This window comes from Aromatoleum diolicum (assembly GCF_012910955.1).
Lineage (GTDB): Bacteria > Pseudomonadota > Gammaproteobacteria > Burkholderiales > Rhodocyclaceae > Aromatoleum > Aromatoleum diolicum.
The window spans coordinates 118,984-141,687 of the sequence record NZ_WTVQ01000002.1 but is presented as its reverse complement, the minus strand read 5'-3'; the positions used below and the strand labels follow the sequence as shown (position 1 = coordinate 141,687).

The following is a 22,704-nucleotide window of genomic DNA, read 5'->3' as shown; positions in this document are numbered from 1 at the left end:
CCCTGCGCGCCTGCGCGTATTCCGGTCGCTAGCGCTGCCCCGAGCTGTTTTGCGCCTGGTCCTTCAATAATTCGAAGAACGCGTTTGCCGCAGGCGACAGCGTGCTGTTCTTGCGGCGCAGGAGCGTGATCTTCCTTTTCACGACCGGGCTGACGAGAGGAATCCGGCATACGCCGGGGCGGGCACCTTCCTCGAGGGTCGATGCAGGAAGAATCGCCGTGCCGACACCGGCCGCGACGAGACTGATTGCCGTCGCGTGGTGCTGTACCTCGTAGGCGCCGCTGAGGCTGATGCCCCGTTTTGCGAGCTGGTAGTCCATGAAGACCCGCGTCGCCGTCATGCTGCTGACGACGACGAGCTCGGTTTCGCGCATGTCGGACCAGGTCACCGACTTCATTTTGCTCAGTGGGTGCTCCTCGCGGCAGAAGAACATCAGCGGCTCTTCCAGCAGCAGGGTTTCGATCAGATCCGGATGACGGTCCGTCGGGATGCCGATGCCGATCTCCGCCTGCCCGTGCAGCACTGCGTCGCGGACCTCGAACGCACTCGTGTCGATGAGGCGGACGCGGTTGCCCGGATGGGCTTCTGCATAGCGACGGATTACCGCCGGCAGCACATGCGAGGCCATCGTCGGCACGCAGGCGAGCGTGAAGCTGCCGCGGGCGTGCTTCGACATGTCCTTCATGCGCCCGACCGCGAGCGTCATTTCGCCGACGATCGCTTTCGCCTGGGGCAGGAACTCGCGCCCAACCGCGGTGAGTTCGACGTAGCGCGTCGTGCGGTCGAGGAGCCGCAATCCGAGGTAGGACTCGAGCTTCTGCACGCGGCGGGTGAGTGCCGTCTGTGTCACATGCAGATGTTCGGCGGCCTTGCTGAATCCGCCCAGCTCGGCAATCACCACGAAGGCCTGAATTCCGTCGAAATCGATCTTCATGGCAGCTTTCCAGAATGGGATGCAAAAGGAGAGTTGTCTATCTATGCTAGGAACGCAATAAAACAGGAATTTATTGCATTTCTGCAAATCAGCGCGCTTGTCTAATATTGCCTCACAAAACAGCAGAACGTGCAATAAGGAGACAGGCAAGTGGATCACATTCCCTGCGTGCTGATGCGTGGCGGATCCTCGAAGGGATTGTTCTTCCTGGCCGAGAACCTGCCCGAAGACCGTTCGGCTCGCGATTGCCTGCTGCTTGCGGCGATGGGCTCACCCGACCTGAGGCAGATCGACGGCATGGGCGGCGGCAATGACCTGAGCAGCAAGGTCGTGATTGTGGCTCCGTCGCGCAGGCCGGACGCCGATGTGGAGTATCTCTTCGCGCAGGTTTCCGTGGCCCGCGATCTGGTCGATGTGCTGCCCAACAGCGGCAACATGCTGGCGGCGGTGGGGCCCTTTGCGATCGAGCGCGGGCTCGTCAGGGCGTCGAGTCCGGTCACGAAGGTGCGCATCCTCAACATCAACAGCGGCAAGCATGTCGAGGCGCTTGTTCAGACGCCGGGCGGGAAAGTCACCTACAGCGGGACCTTTCACCTCGATGGTGTTCCGGGTACGAGCGCACCGATCACACTCAATTTCCTCGATCCGGCCGGGACGAAAACCGGGCGGCTGCTGCCGACGGGTAACGCGCAGGATCTGATCGCGGGCTTGCCCGTCACCTGCATCGATTTCGCGATTCCGATCGTCTTCGTCAAAGCCGCTTCGCTTGGCAAGAGTGGCCACGAAAGCAAGCAGGAACTGGATGGCGACCCGGCCTTCCTCGAGCGGCTCGAGGAGATTCGCATTGCCGCGGCGAAGCTCATGGGGCTTGCCGTGTCGCCTGATCGGGGGGTGCCGAAGATCGCGATGATCGCGGCGCCGCGCCAAGGTGGCAGCATCGCATCGCGCTATTTCGTGCCGTCGAGCTGCCATCCGGTGCACGCCGCCACCGGCGCACTGGCGCTCGCCGCTGCCTGCCACACGCCCGACACGGTGGCCGAAGAGCTGGCCGAGCTTGACGAGAATTCGCCAAATCGCATCGTCATCGAACACCCGAGCGGGCAGATGGCCTGCGAGCTTCATCTTGCAGCCGATTCCGACAGCGGAGTCCCCGTCATCAGTGCGGCATCCCTCGTGACCTCGGCCAGACCCCTGCTGAGCGGCGAGGTGTTCGTGCGCTCGCCGCCCTGAACGCGCATCGCATATAGCAAAGCGTTCTGGCCAGACAGTCCGTCGGGCTGGAACCGAAACAGACTCAACACACCAAGGAGACGAAACATGAAAACCCTCTTCGCCATCACCGCCGCCGTCGGCATTGCGTTTTCGGGCCTGGCCGGCGCACAGGCCCCGATTGTCATCAAGTTCTCGCATGTCGCGGCAGCCGACACGCCGAAGGGCCAGGCGGCCGAATATTTCAAGAAGGCCGCCGAAGAGCGCACGAAGGGCAGGGTGAAGATCGAGGTCTATGCCAACAGCACGCTCTACAAGGACAAGGAGGAACTCGAGGCGTTGCAGATGGGCTCGGTCCACATGCTCGCCCCGGTGGCGGGCAAGTTCGGTCCGGCGGGCATCAAGGAGTTCGAGGTGTTCGACCTGCCCTACATCTTCCCGAACGAGGCAGCCCTGCACCGGGTGACGCAGGGACCCGTCGGCACATCGTTGCTGAAGAAGCTGGAGTCCCGCGGATTCGTTGGTCTGTCGTACTGGGACGCGGGGTTCCGCGTCCTGAGTTCCAACAAGCCGGTACACACGCCGGACCAGACCAAGGGACAGAAGATCCGGATCAATTCGTCAAAGGTCAATCAGGCGATCATGAAATCGATCGGCGCCATCCCCCAGACGATGGCGTTTTCCGAGGTCTATCAGGCGCTGCAGACCGGTGTCGTCGATGGCGCGGACGGCAACCTGTCGAACCTCTACACCCAGAAGCAGCATGAGGTGCAGAAGCACGTGACGCTGACGTATCACACCTACAGCGGCTACGTCGTGGTCGTGAACAAGTCCTTCTGGGAGAAGCTCCCCGTGGATATCCGGCAAGAGCTCGAGGGGGCGATGAAGGACGCCACCGCGTACAACGCCAAAGTCGCCGCCGAGGACGACGCGAAGGCGCTCGCGGGGATCCGTGCGACCGGCAAGACGGAGGTGCACACGCCGACGCCGGAGGAAAGGGCAGCCTGGATCAAGGCGATGGCGCCTGTGCAGGATGAGATGGCAAGCCGTATCGGCAAGGACGTCATCGACGCGGTACGCAAGGAAACCGCAGCAGTCGCGAGCAAGTAAGGGCGCAGCACAGATCTCGGGCGGGCAGGGCCTTGCAGGGCCTGCCTGCGGCGTACGGCTGCCCGCCCACTACCTTCGGGAGATTCCGATGAAATTCCTAGACTACCTCGAGGAATGGCTCATCACGCTGTTGATCGGCACGGCGACGCTCGTGACCTTCGCCGCCGTGATGCATCGCTATGCCTCGGGTTTTTCCATTCCTGGGCTCCAGGATTGGCTGCTTTCGATCAATCTGAGCTGGGCGCAGGAACTGACCATCATTCTGTTCGTATGGATGGCGAAGTTCGGGGCGGCCTACGGCGTTCGCACCGGCATCCATGTCGGCGTCGACGTGCTGATCAACCAGCTGCAGCCGCAGCTGCGGTCGAAATTCATCCTCTTCGGCCTGTTAGCCGGGGCGCTGTTTACCGGGATCGTCGCGACTCTTGGTGGCGGGTTCGTGTGGGAAAACGGTGCCCATTACGCCTTTTTCGACATGGCCGGCCTGGCGCTTGACGATGTGGTGGAAGGACCGACCACGCCCGATCTCGAGTGGCCGACATGGATCGTGTATAGCGCCATTCCGCTGGGCTCGAGTCTGATGTGCTTTCGCTTCCTGCAGGTCGCCTTCAGTTTCTGGCGCACCGGCGAGTTGCCGCATCACGACCACGGCCATGTCGAGGGCTTGGAGGAGGCCGGACCAGGCGCTGAATTCGACGGGTTTGCGCTCGAAGACAACCTGCATCCGCACGATTTGAAGGACGCAGGCGAAGCGCAGAAGAGCGTGCGCGGTGAGGGCGGAGGAAAGACGAAATGAACGCTGCCGTAATTTTCGGGCTCTTGCTGGCCCTTATGCTGACCGGCATGCCGATCTCGATCTCGCTCGGCCTGACTGTCTTGTCCTTCCTGTTCACGATGACGCAGGTGCCGCTGGAGTCGGTCGCGCTGAAGCTATTCACCGGCATCGAGAAGTTCGAAATCATGGCCATTCCCTTCTTCATCGTGGCCGGCAACTTCCTGACGCACGGGGGAGTCGCGCGCCGCATGATCAACTTTGCGTCGGCGATGGTTGGTCACTGGCACGGTGGGCTCGGGCTGGCGGGGGTGTTGGCGTGTGCACTCTTCGCCGCGGTGTCGGGTTCGTCCCCGGCGACCGTCGTCGCGATCGGCGCCATCCTGTTGCCGGCGATGGTGAAGGCGGGTTTCCCGAACAAGTTCGGCGCCGGCGTCATCACCACGTCGGGCGCGCTCGGCATCCTGATTCCGCCGTCGATCTGCATGGTCATGTATTCGGTCGCGACCAACACCTCGGTCGGCGCGCTGTTCATGGCGGGCGTGATCCCCGGGATTGCCCTGGCGGGCGTGCTCGGCGGGGTGACCTGGTGGCGCGCGAAGAAGAACAACTATCCGCGCCAGCCCAAGGCCACGTTCGGCGAGCGCATCCGCTCATTCCGGGAGTCGGTTTGGGGCCTGTTCCTGATCGTACTGATCATGGGCGGCATCTACACGGGCATCTTCACCCCGACCGAAGCAGCGGCGATGAGCGCGGTCTATGCATTCATCGTTGCCGTCTTTGTGTACAAGGACATGTCGCTGAAGGACGTGCCGAAGGTGCTGCTCAATTCGGCCAACATGTCGGCGATGCTGCTGTACATCATCACGAACGCGGTGCTGTTCTCCTTCATCATGACGAGCGAGAACATCCCGCAGGCGCTCTCGGAATGGATGCTGGGGCACGGGCTGGGCATGGTGGCCTTCCTGCTCGCGGTCAACGTGATCCTGCTGCTGGCCGGCAACTTCATGGAACCGTCGTCGATCGTGCTGATCTTCGCGCCGATCCTGTTCCCGGTGGCGGTCAAGCTCGGGATCGACCCGGTGCATTTCGGCATCATCATGGTGGTGAACATGGAAGTCGGCATGTGCCACCCGCCGGTGGGGCTCAACCTCTACGTGGCCTCCGGCATCACCAAGATGGGCATCACCGAGCTGACCGTCGCCGTCTGGCCGTGGTTGCTGTCGATGCTCGGCTTCCTGGTTGTCGTCACCTACTGGCCAGGCCTGTCCATCTGGCTGCCCAGAACCCTCGGAATGATGTGATGCGCCGCCCGGCCCCCCGGATCGGGGCCGCCGGGCCGCCCTCAGGTCTCGTCGTACCCCACGGAGAACGAAACATGAATCTCAAAGACTGGATCGGCCGCGCGGAGGAAGTTTCCGACGTCGCGACCGCTACTCCCTACGCCGCGCTGTCGGCGACCTTCGACCGTCCTGCCGAACGTCCGGCGGTCGGCACCGCGCTGCCGGCGCTGTGGCACTGGCTGTACTTCCTGCCGCTGCATCGGCAGTCCGAAATCGGCCCCGATGGGCACGCCAAGCGGGGCGGTTTCCTGCCGCCGGTGCCGTTGCCGCGTCGCATGTGGGCCGGCAGCCAGTTCGAGTTCCACCAGCCGCTGCGTATCGGCGACGCGATGACGCGCACCTCGACGATCCACGACGTCAGCGAGAAGTCCGGACGCACCGGCCCGCTGGTGTTCGTGAAGGTGCGCCACGAGATCCGCCGTCCCGGCGAGACGGACGTGGCACTGACCGAGTACCACGACATCGTCTATCGCGAGGCGGCCAGGCCGGACGACGTGGCGCCGCCGCCCAAGGCCGCGCCCGCGACTGCGACGTGGGAGAAGAAGTGGGTGCCGGACGACGTGCTGCTGTTCCGCTACTCGGCGCTGACCTTCAACGGCCATCGCATCCACTACGACCGCAAGTATGTGACCGAGGTCGAGGGCTATCCCGGCCTGATCGTGCACGGGCCGATGGTCGCGACGCTGCTGCTCGATCTGCTGCGCCATCGGATGCCCGATGCCGAGGTCGTGCGCTACGAGTTCCGCGCGGTGCGGCCGGTGTTCGACATCAACCATTTCTTCGTCTGCGGCGAGCCGCAGGCGGACGGCAAGACGATCCGCCTGTGGGCGAAGGACCACGAAGGCTGGCTGACGATGGAAGCCACCGCGGTGATCAAGTGAGGAGCATGCAATGAGACCCCTGGAAGGCATCACCGTCATCACCCTCGAACATGCGATCGCCGCGCCGTTCGCGACGCGCCAGCTCGCGGATCTGGGTGCTCGCGTCATCAAGGTCGAACGCCCCGGTGTCGGCGACTTCGCCCGCGGCTACGACGAGCGCGTGCGCGGGCTGGCGTCGCACTTCGTGTGGACCAATCGCTCGAAGGAAAGCCTGACGCTCGACGTCAAGGATCCGGAGGCGCAGACGATCCTCAAGCGCCTGATCGTCGAGGAGGCCGACATCGTGGTGCAGAACCTCGCGCCGGGCGCCGCCGCACGGCTGGGCTTGTCGTACGCGGAGCTCTCCGCCTTGAAGCCGGAGATCATCGTCTGCGACATCTCCGGCTACGGCAGTGACGGTCCGTATCGCGACAAGAAGGCCTACGACCTGCTGATCCAGAGCGAATCCGGCTTCCTGTCGGTGACCGGCACCGAGGAGGAGCCATCCAAGGCGGGACCGTCGATCGCCGACATATCGGCCGGTATGTATGCGTACAGCAATATCCTGGCGGCGCTGCTGCAGCGCAAGAAGACCGGTCGCGGCCAGCACCTGGACATCTCGATGCTCGAGAGCCTGGTCGAGTGGACGACCTATCCGCTGTACTACGCCTTCGACGGCGCCGCGCCGCCGCGCCGCACCGGGGCGAGCCACGCCACGATCTACCCCTACGGCCCCTTCCCGGCGGGCGACGGCAAGGTCGTCATGCTCGGCCTGCAGAACGAGCGCGAATGGGCCGCGTTCTGCGGCAAGGTGCTGCTGCAGCCGGGGCTGGCCCGCGAGGAGCGCTTCTCCAGCAATTCGAAGCGCAGCGCCGCCCGTGATGCGCTGCGCGGGATCATCGTCGAGGCCTTCGCCGGTCTCACCGCCGAGCAGGTGATCGCGCGCCTCGAGGATGCGCAGATCGCCAACGCGCACGTCAACGACATGCACGCGGTGTGGGCGCACCCCCAGCTCCAGGCGCGCAATCGCTGGCGCGAAGTCGGCACTTCGGTCGGTACCGTCCCTGCACTGTTGCCGCCGGGCTCGTGGGAGGAGGGCGAGCCGCGCATGGATCCGGTGCCGGCGTTGGGCGAGCACAGCGACGCCATCCTTGCCGGGCTCGGGTACTCCTCCGATCGCATCGCCGCGCTGCGCAGCGCCGGCGTGATCTGAACGACGCACCGGGAGAACCGTCATGCAGCTGCCGATCACCTATCTGTTCGTGCCGGGCAACCGGCCCGAACGTTTCGACAAGGCCTTCGCGGCCGGCGCCGGGGCGATCGTCCTCGACCTCGAGGATGCCGTCGTGCCCGCCGACAAGGCGCGCGCGCGCGATGCGATCGCCGACTGGTTTCCCGCGCGAGCCGAATACGCGGAACGGGTCGTGGTACGCACCAACGACACCCAGTCCGCCTGGTTTGGCGACGATCTCGCGTTGCTGAAGGAAGTCGGTGTCACCCAGGTGATGCTGCCGAAGACCGAGTGGCCGGCACAGATTGCGCGCGTCATCGGTGCGATGGCCTCGCCACCACGGGTGTTGCCCTTGATCGAAACCGCGCGCGGGGTGCGCAACGTGGATGAGATCGCCGCCGCCGAGGGCGTGCAGCGCCTGGTCTTCGGCACGCTCGATTACGCCGTGGACCTCGACCTGTCGGGCGACGAGACCGGGCTGATCTACCCGTCCGGTCGCATCGCGATCGCGTCGCGCTGCGCGGAGCTTGCCGCGCCGGTCGCCGGGGTTACGCCGGGCATCGACGACGAGGCCCGCATCGCGGCCGACTTCGCCTTCGCGCGGGCCTTCGGCTTCGGCGCCAAGCTGTGCATCCATCCGAGGCAGGTCGCGGTGATCCACGCCGCCTGTCGTCCGTCGGCCGCGGAGAAGGACTGGGCCGAGCGCGTGCTTGCGGCTGCCGCGGCATCCGACGGTGCGGTGCAGCTCGACGGCAAGATGATCGACCGCCCGGTGGTGCTCAAGGCGCAGGCCATCCTCGCGCGATGCACCGACAGCGCCTAGCCCAGAATCCGCGAGCATTCAAACGAATTACCGCTTTCACAACTCCAGGAGAATCCGCCATGGGCGCGAGCATCATCGACTCAAGCATCTTCGGCAACATATTCAGCACCGACGCGATGCGTCAGGTGTGGTCCGACCGCAACCGCACCGAAAAGTATCTCGACATCGAGCGTGCGCTCGCCGTGGTGCAGGGCCGGCTGGGCATCATCCCGCCGGAAGCCGCCGAGGAGATCGTGAAGAACTGCGACATCGACAAGATCGACATGGACAAGCTGCGTGAGCAGACCGAGCGCATCGGCTATCCCGTGCTCGGCGTCGTTTCCCAGCTCAACGCGCTGTGCCGCGACAAGCTCGGCGAGTATTGCCACTGGGGCGCCACCACGCAGGACATCACCGATACGGCCACCGTGATGCAGATGCGCGAAGGCCTGGCGATCATCGACGGCGAACTGAAGGCCATCTCGGATGCGCTGGCCGGGTTGTCGCGCCGCTACCGCGATACGCCGGTGATCGGCCGCAGCAACCTGCAGCAGGCGATTCCGGTCACCTTCGGCTTCAAGACCGCCGCGATCCTCGCCGGCATCGAGCGCCATCGCGAGCGGCTCGCACAACTCAAGCCGCGCGTGCTGATGGGCGAGTTCGGCGGCGCCTGCGGCACGCTCGCGTCGATCGAAACGGGCGCGATGGAAACCCAGGCTGGCCTCATGGAAGAACTGGGGCTCGCGCAGCCGGATATCGCCTGGCACACGGTGCGCGACACGATCGCCGAAGTGGGGGCATTTCTCGGGATCGTTGGCGGTTCGCTCGGCAAGATCGCGATGGACGTCAAGCTGATGATGCAGCACGAGGTCGCCGAGGTGTATGAACCCTTCCACCCCGGCCGCGGCTCCAGCAGCACGATGCCACAGAAGCGCAATCCGATCTCGAGCTGCTACATCCACGCCGCCGTCTCGGTCGTGCGCCAGCACGCGGCGGCCCTGATGGACGCGATGATCGCCGATCACGAGCGCTCCACCGGGCCGTGGGAGATCGAGTGGATCGCGCTGCCGGAGGCCTTCTGCCTGCTCGCCGGGGCGCTCAAGCAGACGCGCTTCGTGCTCGAAGGGCTCGAGGTCGATGCGGCGAAGATGCGCGCCAACATCGACCTCACGAACGGACTGGTGATGTCGGAGGCCGTGATGATGGGACTCGGCCCCTACATCGGCCGCGAGTACGCGCACGATCTGGTCTATGACTTGTGCCGCGAAGCGATCCGCACGAATCGGCCGTTGCTCGACATTCTCGCCGAGCATCCCGAAATCAACGTCCATCTCGACCGTGCGGCGCTCGCGCGCCTGTGCGATCCGGCGAACTACCTTGGCCAGGCCGGCGTGATGGTCGACAAGGTGCTGCAGCGTGCGGCGGGAGCAGGGCAATGAGCACCACGCAATTGGCAACGCCCGATCTGCCGCGAGCGCCGATCGCTGCGCCTGCGGTGCCGGTGAAGGAGCTGTCGAGTTGCCGGGGGGATGAATCCGACGAGCTCGCCGATGTCGCAGTGCTGAGCACCAACTGAGCCAGTCCCCGACGACTTGCTCGTCGGGGCGGCCGGGCGACCCGAACGGGAGGGGCACGACATGGAATTAAGACAGCTGCGCTACCTGGTGCGCACGATCGAACTCGGCAGCATCAGTCAGGCGGCCCTCGACCTTGGGATCGCACAGTCTGCGGTCAGTTTGCAGATTCAGCGTCTCGAAGGTGAACTTGCCACGCGTCTGCTGCAGCGCACGGCGACAGGTGTGGTGCCGACCGATGCCGGCATCGCGTTCCTGTCGCATGCGCAACTCGCCTTGCGCCACGCCGACGAGGCCGCATCGGCCGCCCAGCAATCACGGCTGTCGGGCGTCGTCAGCATCGGGCTTGCGCCATCGACGTCCGGGGTGCTCGGCTTCCCGCTGATCGAGGCGATGCGCGAGCAGTATCCGGACATCCGCATCCATCTCGTCGAGGGTATGTCCGGGCATCTCGGGCAGATGCTGAACGGGCGCGAGCTCGATCTTGCAGTGCTGTTCGACAACGGGCATGCCCGCCGTTGCAGCGTCCAGCCGCTGCTGGAGGAGCGGCTGTTCTTCATCTGCGGCAGCGGCGCCCGGCCCGCGGTCCTGCCGACACGGCTGGCCGAGATCGTCAACGTGCCGCTTGTCGTGCCGACGCCGCGCCATGGCTTGCGGCGGGTCATCGACACCGCGTTTGCGGCGCTCGATGTCCGGCCTTCGGTCATCGCCGAGGTCGATTCCCTCTATGTGCTGATGGACATGGTCGCGCGCGGCATGGCGGCGACGCTCCAGCCGTGGTCTGCCCTCGCACGCCAGACCGAGTCGCGCCTGTGTTGGAGCGAGATCGCCGACGAAGGAACGTCGCGCCGCAATCTGCTGTGCAGTCTTTCGGACGACGAATTGTCGCCGGCCGCGCTGGCGACACGCAGCACGGTGACGCGGGTGGTGCGGCAGCTCATCGAGGAAGGGCGTTGGCGCGGGGTCACGAGCAGCCATCTCGAATCGAGATGAGGCGATATCGGACCGGCTTAGGGCGCCAGGTGCGCCGGACGCGATAGTGGAGGCGTCGACGCGTAGCAAGACCCGGTCCCGGTGGCCAAGCGCGAAGAAAAAACTGCGCCAATAGGAGTTCAGGACATGAAACAAACAAACCTGGGTACGCCCGACGTGCTCGTCATCGGCGGCGGCAATGCGGCCTTGTGCGCAGCGCTGACGGCACGCGAGGCTGGCGCCTCGGTGCTTTTACTGGAAGCCGCACCACGCGAGTGGCGCGGCGGCAATTCCAGCCACACGCGCAATCTGCGCTGTATGCACGACGCCCCGCAGGATGTGCTCACCGACGCCTACCCCGAGGAAGAATTCTGGCAGGACCTGAAGAAGGTCACCGGCGGCCGGACCAACGAGCGGCTGGCGCGCCTCGCGATCCGCGAGTCCTCGCGCTGTCGCGACTGGATGCGCAAGCACGGCGTGCATTTTCAGCCCTCGCTGTCCGGCACGCTGCACCTGTCGCGCACCAACGCCTTCTTCATGGGCGGCGGCAAGGCGCTGGTCAACGCCTACTATCGCAGTGCCGAGGCGCTCGGCGTGCGCATCCGTTACGACGCGCCGGTCGATCGGCTGGAACTCGTCGATGGAGAATTCCGCGCCGCGTGGGTCGGCCAGGAGCGCATCGAGGCACGCGCCTGCGTGCTCGCGGCCGGCGGCTTCGAGTCGAACCGCGAGTGGCTGCGCGAGGCGTGGGGCCAGAACGCCGACGGCGAGTGGCCGGCCGACAACTTCGCGATCCGCGGCACGCGCTTCAATCGCGGCGTGCTGCTGAAGGCGATGATGGAGGCGGGCGCGGACACCATCGGCGACCCGTCGCAATCGCACTGCGTTGCGGTCGATGCGCGGGCGCCGCTCTACGACGGCGGAATCTGCACGCGCATCGACTGCGTGTCGCTCGGCATCGTCGTGAACAAACATGCGCAGCGCTTCTACGACGAGGGCGAGGACTTCTGGCCCAAGCGCTATGCGATCTGGGGCCGCCTGGTCGCGCAGCAGCCCGGCCAGGTCGGCTTCTCGGTGATCGACGCGAAGGCGGTCGGGCGTTTCATGCCGCCGGTGTTCCCCGGCACGAAGGCCGACACGCTCGAAGGCCTTGCGCGCCAGCTCGGTCTCGACGAGCTCGCCTTCGTGTGCACCGTGCGCGAGTACAACGCGGCCTGCCGCGGCGGCAGCTTCGATCACACCGTGCTCGACGACTGCCACACCGAGGGCGTGAGTCCCGCCAAGACGCACTGGGCTTTGCCGCTGGACATGCCGCCCTTCTACGGCTACGCGCTGAAGCCCGGCATCACCTTCACCTACCTCGGCGTGAAGGTCGACGAGCGGGCCGCCGCGCATTTTTCCGGCGAGCCGAGCCGCAACCTCTTCGTCGCCGGCGAAATGATGGCCGGCAACGTGCTGGGGCAGGGCTACACCGCCGGCGTCGGCATGACGATCGGCACGGTATTCGGCCGCATTGCGGGCGCTTCGGCGGCCGCGGCGGTCATGAAGGAAGGAGTCGAACATGCAGCAGCTTGAAGCCCTGCTCCGCGAGGCGAGCGATCTCGCCCAAGGTGCCGCGGTGGTGCCCAGCGCGGCGGAAGCCGAAGTCGAACGGGTGATGAAGATCTGCAACGCTTGCCGTTACTGCGAAGGCTTCTGCGCGGTGTTCCCGGCGATGACACGCCGGCTCGAATTCGGCCAGGCGGACATTCATTACCTCGCGAACCTGTGTCACAACTGCGGCGCCTGCCTGCACGCCTGCCAGTACGCGCCACCGCACGAATTCGCGGTCAATATCCCGCAGGCGATGGCGAAGGTGCGCGGGCAGACCTACGCGGACTTCGCATGGCCGGCCGGACTCGGTGCGCTGTACCGCAACAACGGCCTCACCGTGGCGCTGGCCCTCGCAGCGGGTCTGGCACTATTCCTGGTGCTGGCGCTCGCGAAGAGCGGCACGCTCTTGCATGCCCCGCTGGCGGGCGACTTCTACGCGATCTTCCCGCACAACCTGCTGGTGTCCATGTTCGGTCCGGTCTTCCTGTTCGTCGCGCTGGCGCTCGGGGTCGGCGTGACCCGCTTCTGGCGCGGGATCTCCGCGGGCGATCCCAACACCGCGGCGATCGCCGAGACCGCGCACGACGTGCTCAAACTCAAGTATCTCGATGGCGGGCACGGACAGGGCTGTCCGAACGAGGACGACGCCAACACGCTCTTGCGGCGGCGCTTCCATCATCTGACCTTCTACGGCTTCATGCTGTGTTTCGCGGCCACGAGCGTGGCCACGCTTTACCACTATGTCCTCGGCTGGGAAGCCCCGTACGCGCTGACGAGCTTGCCGGTTGTGCTCGGCACGCTGGGCGGCATCGGCCTGCTCATCGGCCCGGCCGGATTGTTGTGGCTCAACCTGCGGCGCCACCCGCAGCACGGTGACGCGGCGCAGAAACCGATGGACCGCGGCTTCATCGCGCTACTCTTGCTCACCAGCGCGACGGGGCTCGCGCTGCTTGCCGGCCGCGACACCGCAGCAATGGCACTGCTCCTCGCGGCGCATCTCGGCGCGGTGATGGCGCTGTTCCTGACCATGCCCTACGGCAAGTTCGCGCATGGCATCTATCGCACCGCCGCGCTGCTGAAATGGGCGATCGAGAAGCGCAGGCCCAATCCGGTCGGCGTCGGCAGCGAGTGACGAAATTGCGCCCGGGTCGGACCACTTCTGCGGCCGCGCGATCGGCGCCGCGGACGACGGGACGGTCCTGGCGCGCACTTCGCCATCGGCCCCGGCGCCTTGCGCGAGGCGCTGGAGCGGGGGCGGCCGGGCGCCGCCGCGCTGGATGTCTTCGAGGATGAACCCGCAGGCGCGGGGCCCTACCTGAATCACCCGTCGATCCTGTGCATGCCGCATCTCGGCTTCGTCGAACAGGACACCTACGAGGCCTACTTCCACGAGGCGTTCGCTCATGTGCGGCGATTTGTCGACGGCCGGCAGGCGGCCCGGCACCCCGAAGGCGACGGGTGATCGCAGTGCAATAATCGCAATAATCTAATCAATTATTGCATTTCAGGTTATTCCGTCACGGGCCCAGAATCGCCCCATCGTTGACGACGGAAGGACATGACCATGTTGCTGAGCATTCCCTGCACGCTGATACGTGGCGGCACCTCGAAGGGCCCCTATTTTTACGCCAAGGATCTTCCCGCGGACCCGGCCGAGCGTGACCGCGTACTGCTGGCGGCAATGGGCTCGCCGCATGCGCGTCAGATCGACGGCATTGGCGGCGGGGACACGCTCACGAGCAAGGTCGTGATCGTCAGCCCCGCGAGCAGGGCCGACATCGATGTCGACTATCTCTTCGCCCAGGTGTCGGTGGAAACCGCCACGGTCGACACCACGCCGAATTGCGGGAACATGCTCGCGGGGGTCGGACCCTTTGCGATCGAAAACGGACTGGTGCGCGCCACGGACCCGGTCACAACCCTGCGCATCCTCAACGTGAATACTGGCAAGGTGGTCGAGGCCGTGATCCAGACGCCGGGCGGAGTGGTCAGTTACGACGGCCTCGCGCGGATCGATGGCGTGCCCGGTAACGGCGCACCGATTCAGCTGAACTTCCGCGACGCCGCCGGCGCAAAGACCGGCCGCCTGTTGCCGACCGGCAAGCCCCTTGACGTCGTCGACGGCGTGGAAGTGTCCTGCGTCGATTTCTCGACGCCGCTGGTTTTCGTTCCGGCCGCGGCGATGGGGAAGACCGGGTACGAATCGAAGGCCGAACTCGATGCTGATCGCAAACTGAAAAGCCGGCTGGAATCCGTCCGGCTTCAGGTCGCACTGATGGCTGGGCTCGGCGACGTCCGCGACAAGGTCCTGCCGAAGATCGCACTGGTTGCGCCGCCGCAGGGCGAGGGCGTCATCGCCTCGCGCTACTTCACGCCGTGGAACTGCCATTCCGCTTATGCCGTGACCGGTGCGCTATGTCTCGCTGCCGCCAGCATCATTCCCGGTTCCGTGGTTCATCGACTGGCGCGCCCGAAGGCGAGCGACCCGCATCTGGTGACCATCGAGCAGCCGGCCGGATCGCTGGATATCCGCCTGAAAGTTGCGACCGATGCAGCGGGGGCCGAGCCCGTAATTCTCTCCGCAGGGCTGATCCGAACCGCCCGGCGACTGTTCCGCGGAACCGTTCACGTTCCGCTGTGCGAACCCGGTCAGGCCGCCTAGACGCACACACAACGAACACGCGATCAGCGTCCGGCTACCTGAGGACGACACAGGATGGCGTTGCCTGAAATATGCCGAAACAGCATGAATAGAGCTGAGCTTTGCATTTAACGCAATTAACGACGCGCGCCATACTCGGTCCGCGCTTGACCACCAAAGGCGGGATCTCCCACCGGGACGGGGCTTCGCGACCACACCAGTCAGTCGTGCCCTGCAAGGGCAACAACGGAATCAACCAAGGAGGAAGCATGAAAAACAAGATGAACCGGGGCATCCTGCCCATGCTGGTCGCCAGCGTTCTCGTCCCCGCGATCTCGGTGGCGGCCGACGAGGACGGGCACAAGCTGGAACTGAAGCTACGCGGCGTCCATTTCGATCGCGAATTCGAAACGTCGTCGAAGGATCGCACGCAGACGGCCCTCGGACTGCAGCTGAACTACGACTCGCCGTATTTCGGCGACATCATCAGATTCGGCGTGTCCGGCTACAGCGTCACCAAGCTCGACGCAAGCGGCCTGGCGACCACGGATGTTCTCTCCGTCGACAACCATGGCGACCTGCATGATTCGTTCGGCAAGGTCGGGCAGGCCTTCGTCAAGCTGAAGTACCGCGACAAGGCGCAGCTCAAGCTCGGCAGGCAGCTGTACGACAGCATGCTGCTGATCAGCTCGACGAGCCGCGCCATTCCGAACACCTATTCCGGCGCGAGCGGCCAGCTGACGCCGGTGGCGGGACTCAAGCTCTACGGCGCGATGTTCGATGAATGGTCGCGGCGGGCGGATGCGAGTTTCGAGAAATTCGCCACCGACCGCTCCGACGAAGGCGATATCGACTATGTCGGCGTGATCGGCGCGGCCTACTCGAAAGGGCCTTACGACCTCAACCTCGAGTATCTGAATTCCAAGGACTTCCTCACCAAGGTCGGGCTGGTCGGCTCATACACCTTCGCGCTGGCCGACAAGAACAAGCTCAAACTGACCGCCGGCCTGCATACCGCGCGCGATGCGGGCAAGCTGTTCGTCACGTCGTCGGAAAACTCGGAACTCGACGACGAGGATGTGCCCGGAGCACGCGCTGGTGTGACGCGCAGCGACAACGATGGTCGCGGTGTCTACCTCGATGCCGACTGGAGCTACGGAAATGTCTCGCTCGGGGCCGCGGTCGCGAAGTTCGACGGTTCCTGGATCGAGGACAACTTCACCGGCGATCATGGCATGAACCCGTTCCCGACCGGCGGGGTGCTGGCCGACATGACGAATAACGACGAAACGGTGTGGATGGTCCGTGCCGGATACGACTGGAAGGACTACGTCAAAGGCCTGAAGACCACCGTCAAATACAAGTACGGCACGGACGCCAGGAACAGTCATGTCTCGTCGCTCGGCGAAGCGGACGAAAGCGAACTGGAGCTCGATGTCCGCTACCAGATTCCGCTGCTCAAGGGCCTCAACTTCCGCTATCGCTACCTGAAATACACGTCGGACAAGACCGGCCGCGTCGATGGCGTCCTCGAGGACAACACCGACCATCGTGTCTATCTCGACTACACGTATCGGTTCTTCTGAGTAATGCGGGCGCGGCGTGAGAGAATCGCCGCCCCCGGCTTCCAGAATTCTCCGCATGACCGAACTGCAAAACACGATCTCCGACCTCGTCATTCACCGCTTGATCCAGGAGCCGCAGGGCGCAACGAGTATCGAAGTGCGCGCGGGCACCAACCCCGTCACCGAATCCGCCGCGCGGCTCGTCGAGCGACTCTGCCGGCATTACGCGGCGCGGCCGGGCAAGGGTTATGGCAAGTTCGAGGATGACGAGGCGAACTTTCCGATGCCGGGCCTCGTTCGCCAGCACGTCGTGGATCAGAGCATCGATTTCACGACGCTGTCGCAGCGGATGATGGAGCACCTGCGGCAGCGCGCCGAAGGCGAGGATCTGGGCGGCGGCGGTTTCGTGCTGATCGCGCGGGTGCGCGAACTGGGGGCCGACTGCCTGTGGGTGGCGATCCTCACCGAGACGGTCGGCACCGCGATCGGCGGCCGGCTGGAGATCATCGACAGTCCGCAGCTCGATCTGGCCGCCCTGCGCGTGGCCGGCCGCATCGACCTCAGCGCCTGGCAGCAGGGCGCCGAGCGCTACATCAGCTTCCTGAAGGGACGTGGCGACGTCGCCCAATACTTCAAGCTGTTCCTCGGCTGCAACGATGTGGTCATCGCCTTGAAGGAAACGCAGAAGCTGGTGCAGACCCTCGGCCACTTCGCCGAAACGCAGCAGCTGGAGGCGCCGGTGCGCGACGCGCTGCTCGAGCGCGCCCACGTGTACCTCGACGAACTGGGCGAAACCAGCGCGCCGCTGAGTCTCGACTCGATCGCCCGCGAGGTGTGGCCGAGCGCCCCCGAACGCCTGCGCGAGACGCTGCATGACGAGGCGCTGGAACTGGCGAGCGGTTTCGTGCCGGACCGCCGCGCGCTGCGGCCGCTGATCCGCTTCAGGGCCAACGCGCAGCAATGGAAACTCGAATTCGACCGCAGCAGCCTGCGTTCCGGGGCGGTGCATTACGACAAGGACTCGGAGACGCTGGTGCTGTCGAACATCCCGGACCATCTGAAGCGGATGTTGCTCGAAGACTGAGCGCTGACGGAAGGATCAGGCGAGCAGGTCGCTGCGTTCCTTGAGTCCGACGCCGCTCAGCTGCAGGCGCCGGTTTTCGGTCAGCAGCCACGCGATCTTTTTTGCCGCGGCGGGGTAATCCAGGCCTTCCGGCCGGATGTTCGAGACGCAGTTGCGCTGCGCGTCGCTGCGTCCGACGCGGGGATCCCAGGTCAGGTAGGCACCGAGGCTGTCAGGCGAACTCAGGCCCGGGCGTTCGCCGATCAGCATCACCAGCATGCGGGCGCAGAGCCGTTCGCCGATCTCGTCGCCGAGCGCGACCCGCCCTTGCACCGCGATCACCGGCGGGGCGAGGGTCCAGTCCGGCGGCAGCAGCGGCCGGAGGGCGTCGAGCAAGGCCGGCGCGTGGCGCTGTACGGCGAGTGCCGAGAGGCCGTCGGCGATGGCGAAAGCGAGGTCGTGGCCTTGTGGGGGCTGTCCGGCCGCCTGCGAGATCAGCGCAGCGGAAGCGTCGTCGAGGCGCCGGCCGAGATCGGGGCGCAGCAGATAGCTCGCGCGGTTCGGCGCACGGCTATGCACGACAAGGCCGGGGCCGTGCCGGGTGCGCAGCGCCGCTTCGAGCGCCGTGACATCCAGCGCCAGATGCACGGCGTCGCGCGCCTCGGCGTGGGCGAGGCCGAAACGCAGGATCTCTGCGGTCGGCAGGCTCGCACCGGCGCGGCCGAGCCCGATGCGCGCGGAGGTGAAGCGGCGCAGGGCCTGCCAGGGATCGGCGGATTTCATGTCGGTCATGTCAGTACGCGCCGGGCCTGCCGAACGGGTCGGCTGTGCAAAGCCGGCCCTTCTCGGACGCAGTGAGCGTGGGGGGGTGTTTCATCCTAGTCACCGATTCCGAGAGCGCCGACGGCAGCCAGCAAGGGCGGCGAGGGGCCGCGCAGCAGCCGGCCGGCGGCGTCCGTGACCTGCATCTTCTCCAGCCAGGCTTCGAATTCGGGCGCACGCCGCAAGCCGAGCAGGGCGCGCAGGTAGAGCGCGTCGTGGAATGAGGTGCTCTGGTAGTTGAGCATGATGTCGTCGGCGCCCGGCACGCCCATGATGAAAGTGACGCCGGCCGTGCCGAGCAGCGTCAGCAGCGTGTCCATGTCGTCCTGGTCGGCTTCGGCGTGGTTCGTGTAGCAGACGTCGCAGCCGAGCGGCACGCCGAGCAATTTGCCGCAGAAATGATCCTCGAGCCCGGCGCGGATGATCTGCTTGCCGTCGTACAGGTATTCGGGGCCGATGAAGCCGACCACGGTATTGGTGAGCAGCGGCTTGAACTCGCGCGCCACCGCATACGCGCGCGCCTCGCAGGTCTGCTGATCGACGCCGAAGTTCGCATCGGCCGACAACGCGCTGCCTTGGCCGGTTTCGAAATACATCACGTTGTCGCCGAGCGTGCCGCGTGCGAGCGACAAGGCCGCGTCGCGCGCCTCGCGCAACAGCGCGAGGCTGACGCCGAACGCCGCATTCGCTTTTTCCGTGCCGGCGATCGACTGGAACACGAGGTCCACCGGCGCGCCCTGTTCGATCGCCTGCAGCGTGCTGGTGACGTGCGTCAGCACGCAGGTCTGGGTGGGAATGTCGAAGCGGCTGCGCACCTCGTCGAGCATGTGCAGCAGGCTGATGATGGCCTGCAGGTTGTCGCCCGCCGGATTGACACCGACCACCGCATCGCCGCACCCGTATAGCAGACCGTCGAGCATCGACGCGGCGATGCCCTTCGGATCGTCGGTGGGGTGGTTCGGCTGCAGGCGCACCGCCAGATGCCCCGGCAGGCCGATGGTGTTGCGAAAGCGCGTGACGACGCGGCACTTGCTGGCGACGAGGATCAGATCCTGGTTGCGCATCAGCTTGCTGACCGCGGCCGCCATTTCCGGCGTGATGCCCGGTGCGACGCGGGCGAGCGTGGCGCTATCGGTCGTGTCGGCGAGCAGCCAGTCGCGGAAGTCACCGACGGTGAGCGCCGAGATTTCGGCGAAGGCCGCCGCGTCGTGACTGTCGAGGATCAGGCGGGTGACTTCGTCCGTCTCATATGGAATCAGCGGCTCGCCGAGGAAGGTGGCGAGCGGCACATCGGCCAGGCACATGCGCGCCGCCATGCGCTCGACGGCGCTGGCCGCGGCGATCCCCGCGAGTTGATCGCCGGAGCGTGGCGGCGACGCCTTGGCGAGCAGCTCGCGAAGGTCGGCGAAGCGGTGGTTGCGGGTGCCGATGGCGCACGCGTAGGCCATTTCCATCCCCCGATTGGCCGTTGCGCGGCCTGCTCGGAATACTGCTCCGAGATTCCGTCCCGCGATAGTGGTTCGGGGCGGACAGGCGTAGGCTTGCAGCATGAACGACGCAAACTTCAATCGCCGCCGGAGCGACGAGGCAGTGCCCGCAGCGCTCGAGCTGGAGGTAGTGATCGAGATTCCGCGCGGAAGTTTTCTAAAACGCGGCTCCACCGGTCACATCGACTTCATCTCGCCGCTGCCGTGCCCGTTCAACTACGGCTCCGTACCCGATTACCTCGGGCAGGAGGGCGATCTGCTCGACGCACTGGTGCTCGGCCCCCGATTGCCGCGCGGAACCCGCCTCAAGACCAGCGCCTGGGGCGCCGTGATCCTGGTCGACCGCGGCATGGTGGACGACAAACTCGTGTGCAGCGATCATCGCCCGAGCCCGAGCGAACGCAGTGCGGTGCTGCGGTTCTTCCGCTTTTATGCGAAGTGCAAGGGCTTGCTGAACTTCTGGCGCCGCTACGGCGGGCGCAATGCCTGCGAGGGTTGGTGCGATGCCGCGGATGCGCTGGCGCGCGCGCGCCCGCGAGACGAAGCGTGGGCGGGACCGCCCGTTACGTTCTGAGCCAATCGAGTCCGGGCGGCCGGGCGTGGCGACGGACCGTCGCGATCGTCCGCGCCTGTTGGCGACGCCGCGAAGGGATGTCGCGTGCGCAACGCTTGCCCGATGCGGCATGCATCGGATAAAAGAGGAATCTGAACGACGAGCGGGTGACGGACGATGAGGGACTGGCTGCGCTACTGGTTCGGAGTGATGAAGGCGACAGTGCATTTGTGGCTGGAGGCGCAGGTGTTCGTGCATGCCGCGGCCCTGGCTTTCTTCACCGTGTTTTCCATTGCACCAGTGGTGATCGTCGCCGTGACCATCGTCGGACTGGTGCTGGGCGATGAGGCGGCGCAGGGCCAGATCGCGCAGCAACTGGAGGCTGCGATCGGGCCGGAGGCGGCGGCAGCCGTGCAGACGGCGGTGGAGGGCAGTCGCATCGAACGCAGCGGCATCCTGCCGACGCTCGCCGGGATCGGGGCGATGTTGTTCGGTGCGACCACGGTGTTCGCGCAGATGCAGAACGCGCTGAATGCGATCTGGGGCGTGGCCCCGCGGCCGACGCGCAGCAGTGTCTCCATCTACCTGAAGGGGCGGTTGCTGTCCCTGACCGTGGTACTCGGGATCGGTTTCGTGTTGCTGGTGTCGCTGCTGCTCAGTGTGCTGGTGCAGGCGCTGGTGGTGTTCGCGCAGGACCGGGTGCCGGTTCCGGCGCCGCTGCTGCTCGGGCTCGACAGCGTGGTGTCGCTGTTCGTCGTGACGCTGCTGTTCGCGACGATCTTCCGCGTGCTGCCGGATGTCGTGCTGGACTGGCGCGACGTGTGGCTGGGGGCCTTCGTGACAGCATTGCTGTTCGCGTTTGGCCGGGCACTGATCGCGCTCTATCTGTCGACGACGGCCACCGCATCGACCTATGGCGCGGCCGGCTCGCTGGTGCTGCTGCTGATGTGGGTCAATTATTCGTCGCTGATCCTCCTGCTGGGCGCCGCCTTCACGCGTGCCAACGTGCAGGCGCGTGGCCTCGTCGTGCGCCCGCGGGTGACCGCCGTGCGCATGCACCGGGAGTTGATGCAGGACCCCTGATGGCACAACGGATCCCGGGCGTAACGTGCCCGGACTGCGGCCGATCAGCGTGCGGTCGAATTGGCTGGTTGCGCCAAAATTGCCTATACTGGATGCCAGTTGGCAATAAGTGGGTGCAAGCATGACATCACACGCAGCAACCATCCCTGTCGGTCACTCCATCGAATCGCTGCTCGGCGGCATCGGCGTGCTGCACGCGAAGCCGCGTACCGCGCTGGATTGGGTGTCGGTCATTCGCCGGGGAATTTCCTCGGCAGCCGTCGATGCGGTGACGAAAACCCTGCGCGTAACCCAGGCCGAGCTTGCCGTTGCACTCGGCATCCCCGAGCGTACCCTGGCCCGGCGCAAGAAGGAGGGCACGCTCAACAGCGAGGAGTCGGCCAGACTGGTGCGCCTGGCGCGTGTGGTGGAGCGCGCCGACGCGGTCTTCGAGGATCTGGACGCGGCCCTGAACTGGCTGAAATCGCCCAACGCGGCGCTCGCCGGGGTCATCCCGCTGTCCCTGATGGACACCGACATCGGCGCGGAAAGCGTGCTGGATACACTGGGGCGCATCGAGCACGGCGTTTTCGCCTGATGCTCACGGTGTGGCGGCTGCTGACGGCCCGCTTCGCCGAGACCGCATTCTCGGGCGAGGGGGCCCGCCTGTACGGCGGACGCTGGAACCGCAAGGGCACGCCGATGGTGTACACCGCCGGGAGCCAGTCGCTGGCGATGCTCGAAATGCTCGTGCAGGACGAACCGCTGCGCGCCCGCTACGTCATGATCCCGGCCACGCTGCCCAAAAACCTGAAGATCGAGCGCATCGTTGCCGAAGAGCTCCCCGACGACTGGCGCAGTCTCGCCGCGCGCGAGCAGTTGCAGGCCATCGGCAGCGAATGGGGTAAACGCAAGTCGGCCGCCGTGCTGGCCGTGCCGAGCGCCGTGATTCCCTCGGAAACCAACTACCTGCTGAACCCGTTACACCCGTCGTTTGCAAAAATCGCGATCGGGCAGCCGCAGGAATTCATCACCGATCTGCGCCTTTTCGGGAAACAGGATTCCGGTTTCAATTTGGCCGAATAAGCTGCCGGCGACCCGTCACTGCAAT

General features: G+C 65.6%; 23 protein-coding genes. 20 read left to right on the top strand and 3 right to left on the bottom strand.

Translation table 11 applies throughout. The annotated features are described in order from the left end of the window. Positions 1-28: 28 nt before the first annotated feature. On the bottom strand, positions 29-934 hold the full coding sequence (locus tag GPA25_RS01845; protein WP_169258643.1) for a LysR family transcriptional regulator: 906 nt from the start codon (positions 932-934) through the stop codon (positions 29-31). Positions 935-1,084: 150 nt separating this feature from the next. Between GPA25_RS01845 and GPA25_RS01840 the strand changes: the two genes are divergently transcribed. From GPA25_RS01840 to GPA25_RS01765, 16 genes are all read left to right on the top strand, one after another. Further along, positions 1,085-2,164, top strand: a complete 1,080-nt coding sequence (locus tag GPA25_RS01840; RefSeq protein WP_169258642.1) for a 4-oxalomesaconate tautomerase — start codon at positions 1,085-1,087, stop codon at positions 2,162-2,164. 87 nt (positions 2,165-2,251) lie between these two features. Beyond that, on the top strand, positions 2,252-3,253 hold the full coding sequence (locus GPA25_RS01835) for a DctP family TRAP transporter solute-binding subunit (protein WP_169258641.1): 1,002 nt from the start codon (positions 2,252-2,254) through the stop codon (positions 3,251-3,253). An 88-nt stretch (positions 3,254-3,341) separates the two neighbouring features. Beyond that, entirely contained in the window at positions 3,342-4,049 is a 708-nt protein-coding gene (locus GPA25_RS01830) for a TRAP transporter small permease (RefSeq protein ID WP_169258640.1), read from the top strand. Continuing rightward, complete coding sequence (locus tag GPA25_RS01825; RefSeq protein ID WP_169258639.1) at positions 4,046-5,329, top strand: TRAP transporter large permease; 1,284 nt, start codon at positions 4,046-4,048, stop codon at positions 5,327-5,329. Before GPA25_RS01830 ends, GPA25_RS01825 begins: the two co-directional genes overlap by 4 nt. 74 nt (positions 5,330-5,403) lie before the next feature. Then, entirely contained in the window at positions 5,404-6,249 is an 846-nt protein-coding gene (locus GPA25_RS01820; RefSeq protein WP_169258638.1) for an HTD2 family dehydratase, read from the top strand. A 10-nt stretch (positions 6,250-6,259) separates the two neighbouring features. Beyond that, positions 6,260-7,441: a CaiB/BaiF CoA transferase family protein gene (locus GPA25_RS01815; protein WP_169258637.1), complete on the top strand. Its 1,182-nt coding sequence runs from the start codon at positions 6,260-6,262 to the stop codon at positions 7,439-7,441. Positions 7,442-7,463: 22 nt separating this feature from the next. Then, the gene (locus GPA25_RS01810; RefSeq protein ID WP_169258636.1) at positions 7,464-8,282 is read left to right on the top strand and encodes an HpcH/HpaI aldolase/citrate lyase family protein; all 819 of its coding nucleotides are present in this window, start codon (positions 7,464-7,466) and stop codon (positions 8,280-8,282) included. 59 nt (positions 8,283-8,341) lie between these two features. Next, a complete protein-coding gene (locus GPA25_RS01805; protein ID WP_169258635.1) occupies positions 8,342-9,700 on the top strand; it encodes a class-II fumarase/aspartase family protein in 1,359 nt (452 codons plus the stop codon). Next, positions 9,697-9,837: a hypothetical protein gene (locus tag GPA25_RS01800; protein WP_169258634.1), complete on the top strand. Its 141-nt coding sequence runs from the start codon at positions 9,697-9,699 to the stop codon at positions 9,835-9,837. Before GPA25_RS01805 ends, GPA25_RS01800 begins: the two co-directional genes overlap by 4 nt. Before the next feature lie 61 nt (positions 9,838-9,898). Then, a complete protein-coding gene (locus tag GPA25_RS01795; RefSeq protein ID WP_169258633.1) occupies positions 9,899-10,828 on the top strand; it encodes a LysR family transcriptional regulator in 930 nt (309 codons plus the stop codon). 126 nt (positions 10,829-10,954) lie between these two features. Continuing rightward, positions 10,955-12,382, top strand: a complete 1,428-nt coding sequence (tcuA, locus tag GPA25_RS01790; RefSeq protein ID WP_169258632.1) for an FAD-dependent tricarballylate dehydrogenase TcuA — start codon at positions 10,955-10,957, stop codon at positions 12,380-12,382. Then, the gene (tcuB, locus tag GPA25_RS01785; protein ID WP_169258631.1) at positions 12,369-13,532 is read left to right on the top strand and encodes a tricarballylate utilization 4Fe-4S protein TcuB; all 1,164 of its coding nucleotides are present in this window, start codon (positions 12,369-12,371) and stop codon (positions 13,530-13,532) included. The genes tcuA and tcuB overlap by 14 nt, the downstream gene beginning before the upstream one ends. Positions 13,533-13,631: 99 nt before the next feature. Then, the gene (locus GPA25_RS01780; RefSeq protein ID WP_246265212.1) at positions 13,632-13,862 is read left to right on the top strand and encodes an NAD(P)-dependent oxidoreductase; all 231 of its coding nucleotides are present in this window, start codon (positions 13,632-13,634) and stop codon (positions 13,860-13,862) included. Between the two features lie 102 nt (positions 13,863-13,964). Next, positions 13,965-15,062, top strand: coding sequence for a 4-oxalomesaconate tautomerase (locus GPA25_RS01775; RefSeq protein WP_169258630.1), 1,098 nt, complete (start codon positions 13,965-13,967; stop codon positions 15,060-15,062). Between the two features lie 248 nt (positions 15,063-15,310). After that, positions 15,311-16,627, top strand: coding sequence for an OprD family outer membrane porin (locus tag GPA25_RS01770; protein WP_169258629.1), 1,317 nt, complete (start codon positions 15,311-15,313; stop codon positions 16,625-16,627). Positions 16,628-16,682: 55 nt separating this feature from the next. After that, positions 16,683-17,690: a nucleoid-associated protein gene (locus tag GPA25_RS01765; RefSeq protein WP_169258628.1), complete on the top strand. Its 1,008-nt coding sequence runs from the start codon at positions 16,683-16,685 to the stop codon at positions 17,688-17,690. A gap of 15 nt (positions 17,691-17,705) precedes the next feature. Here GPA25_RS01765 and eutC read toward each other — a convergent pair whose 3' ends face one another. Then, a complete protein-coding gene (gene eutC, locus GPA25_RS01760; RefSeq protein ID WP_169258627.1) occupies positions 17,706-18,461 on the bottom strand; it encodes an ethanolamine ammonia-lyase subunit EutC in 756 nt (251 codons plus the stop codon). 86 nt (positions 18,462-18,547) lie between these two features. Next, entirely contained in the window at positions 18,548-19,939 is a 1,392-nt protein-coding gene (locus GPA25_RS01755) for an ethanolamine ammonia-lyase subunit EutB (RefSeq protein WP_169258626.1), read from the bottom strand. Positions 19,940-20,039: 100 nt separating this feature from the next. Between GPA25_RS01755 and GPA25_RS01750 the strand changes: the two genes are divergently transcribed. The 4 genes from GPA25_RS01750 (at position 20,040) to GPA25_RS01735 (ending at position 22,679) form a co-directional block, all read left to right on the top strand. Further along, positions 20,040-20,552, top strand: a complete 513-nt coding sequence (locus tag GPA25_RS01750; protein WP_169258625.1) for an inorganic diphosphatase — start codon at positions 20,040-20,042, stop codon at positions 20,550-20,552. A gap of 156 nt (positions 20,553-20,708) precedes the next feature. After that, positions 20,709-21,614 carry a YihY/virulence factor BrkB family protein gene (locus GPA25_RS01745; protein ID WP_169258624.1) on the top strand — a complete coding sequence of 302 codons (906 nt, stop codon included), beginning with the start codon at positions 20,709-20,711 and terminating at the stop codon, positions 21,612-21,614. A 121-nt stretch (positions 21,615-21,735) separates the two neighbouring features. Next, on the top strand, positions 21,736-22,191 hold the full coding sequence (gene parS / locus GPA25_RS01740; RefSeq protein ID WP_169258623.1) for a type II RES/Xre toxin-antitoxin system antitoxin: 456 nt from the start codon (positions 21,736-21,738) through the stop codon (positions 22,189-22,191). After that, positions 22,191-22,679, top strand: coding sequence for an RES family NAD+ phosphorylase (locus GPA25_RS01735; protein ID WP_169258622.1), 489 nt, complete (start codon positions 22,191-22,193; stop codon positions 22,677-22,679). The genes parS and GPA25_RS01735 overlap by 1 nt, the downstream gene beginning before the upstream one ends. Positions 22,680-22,704 lie beyond the last annotated feature (25 nt).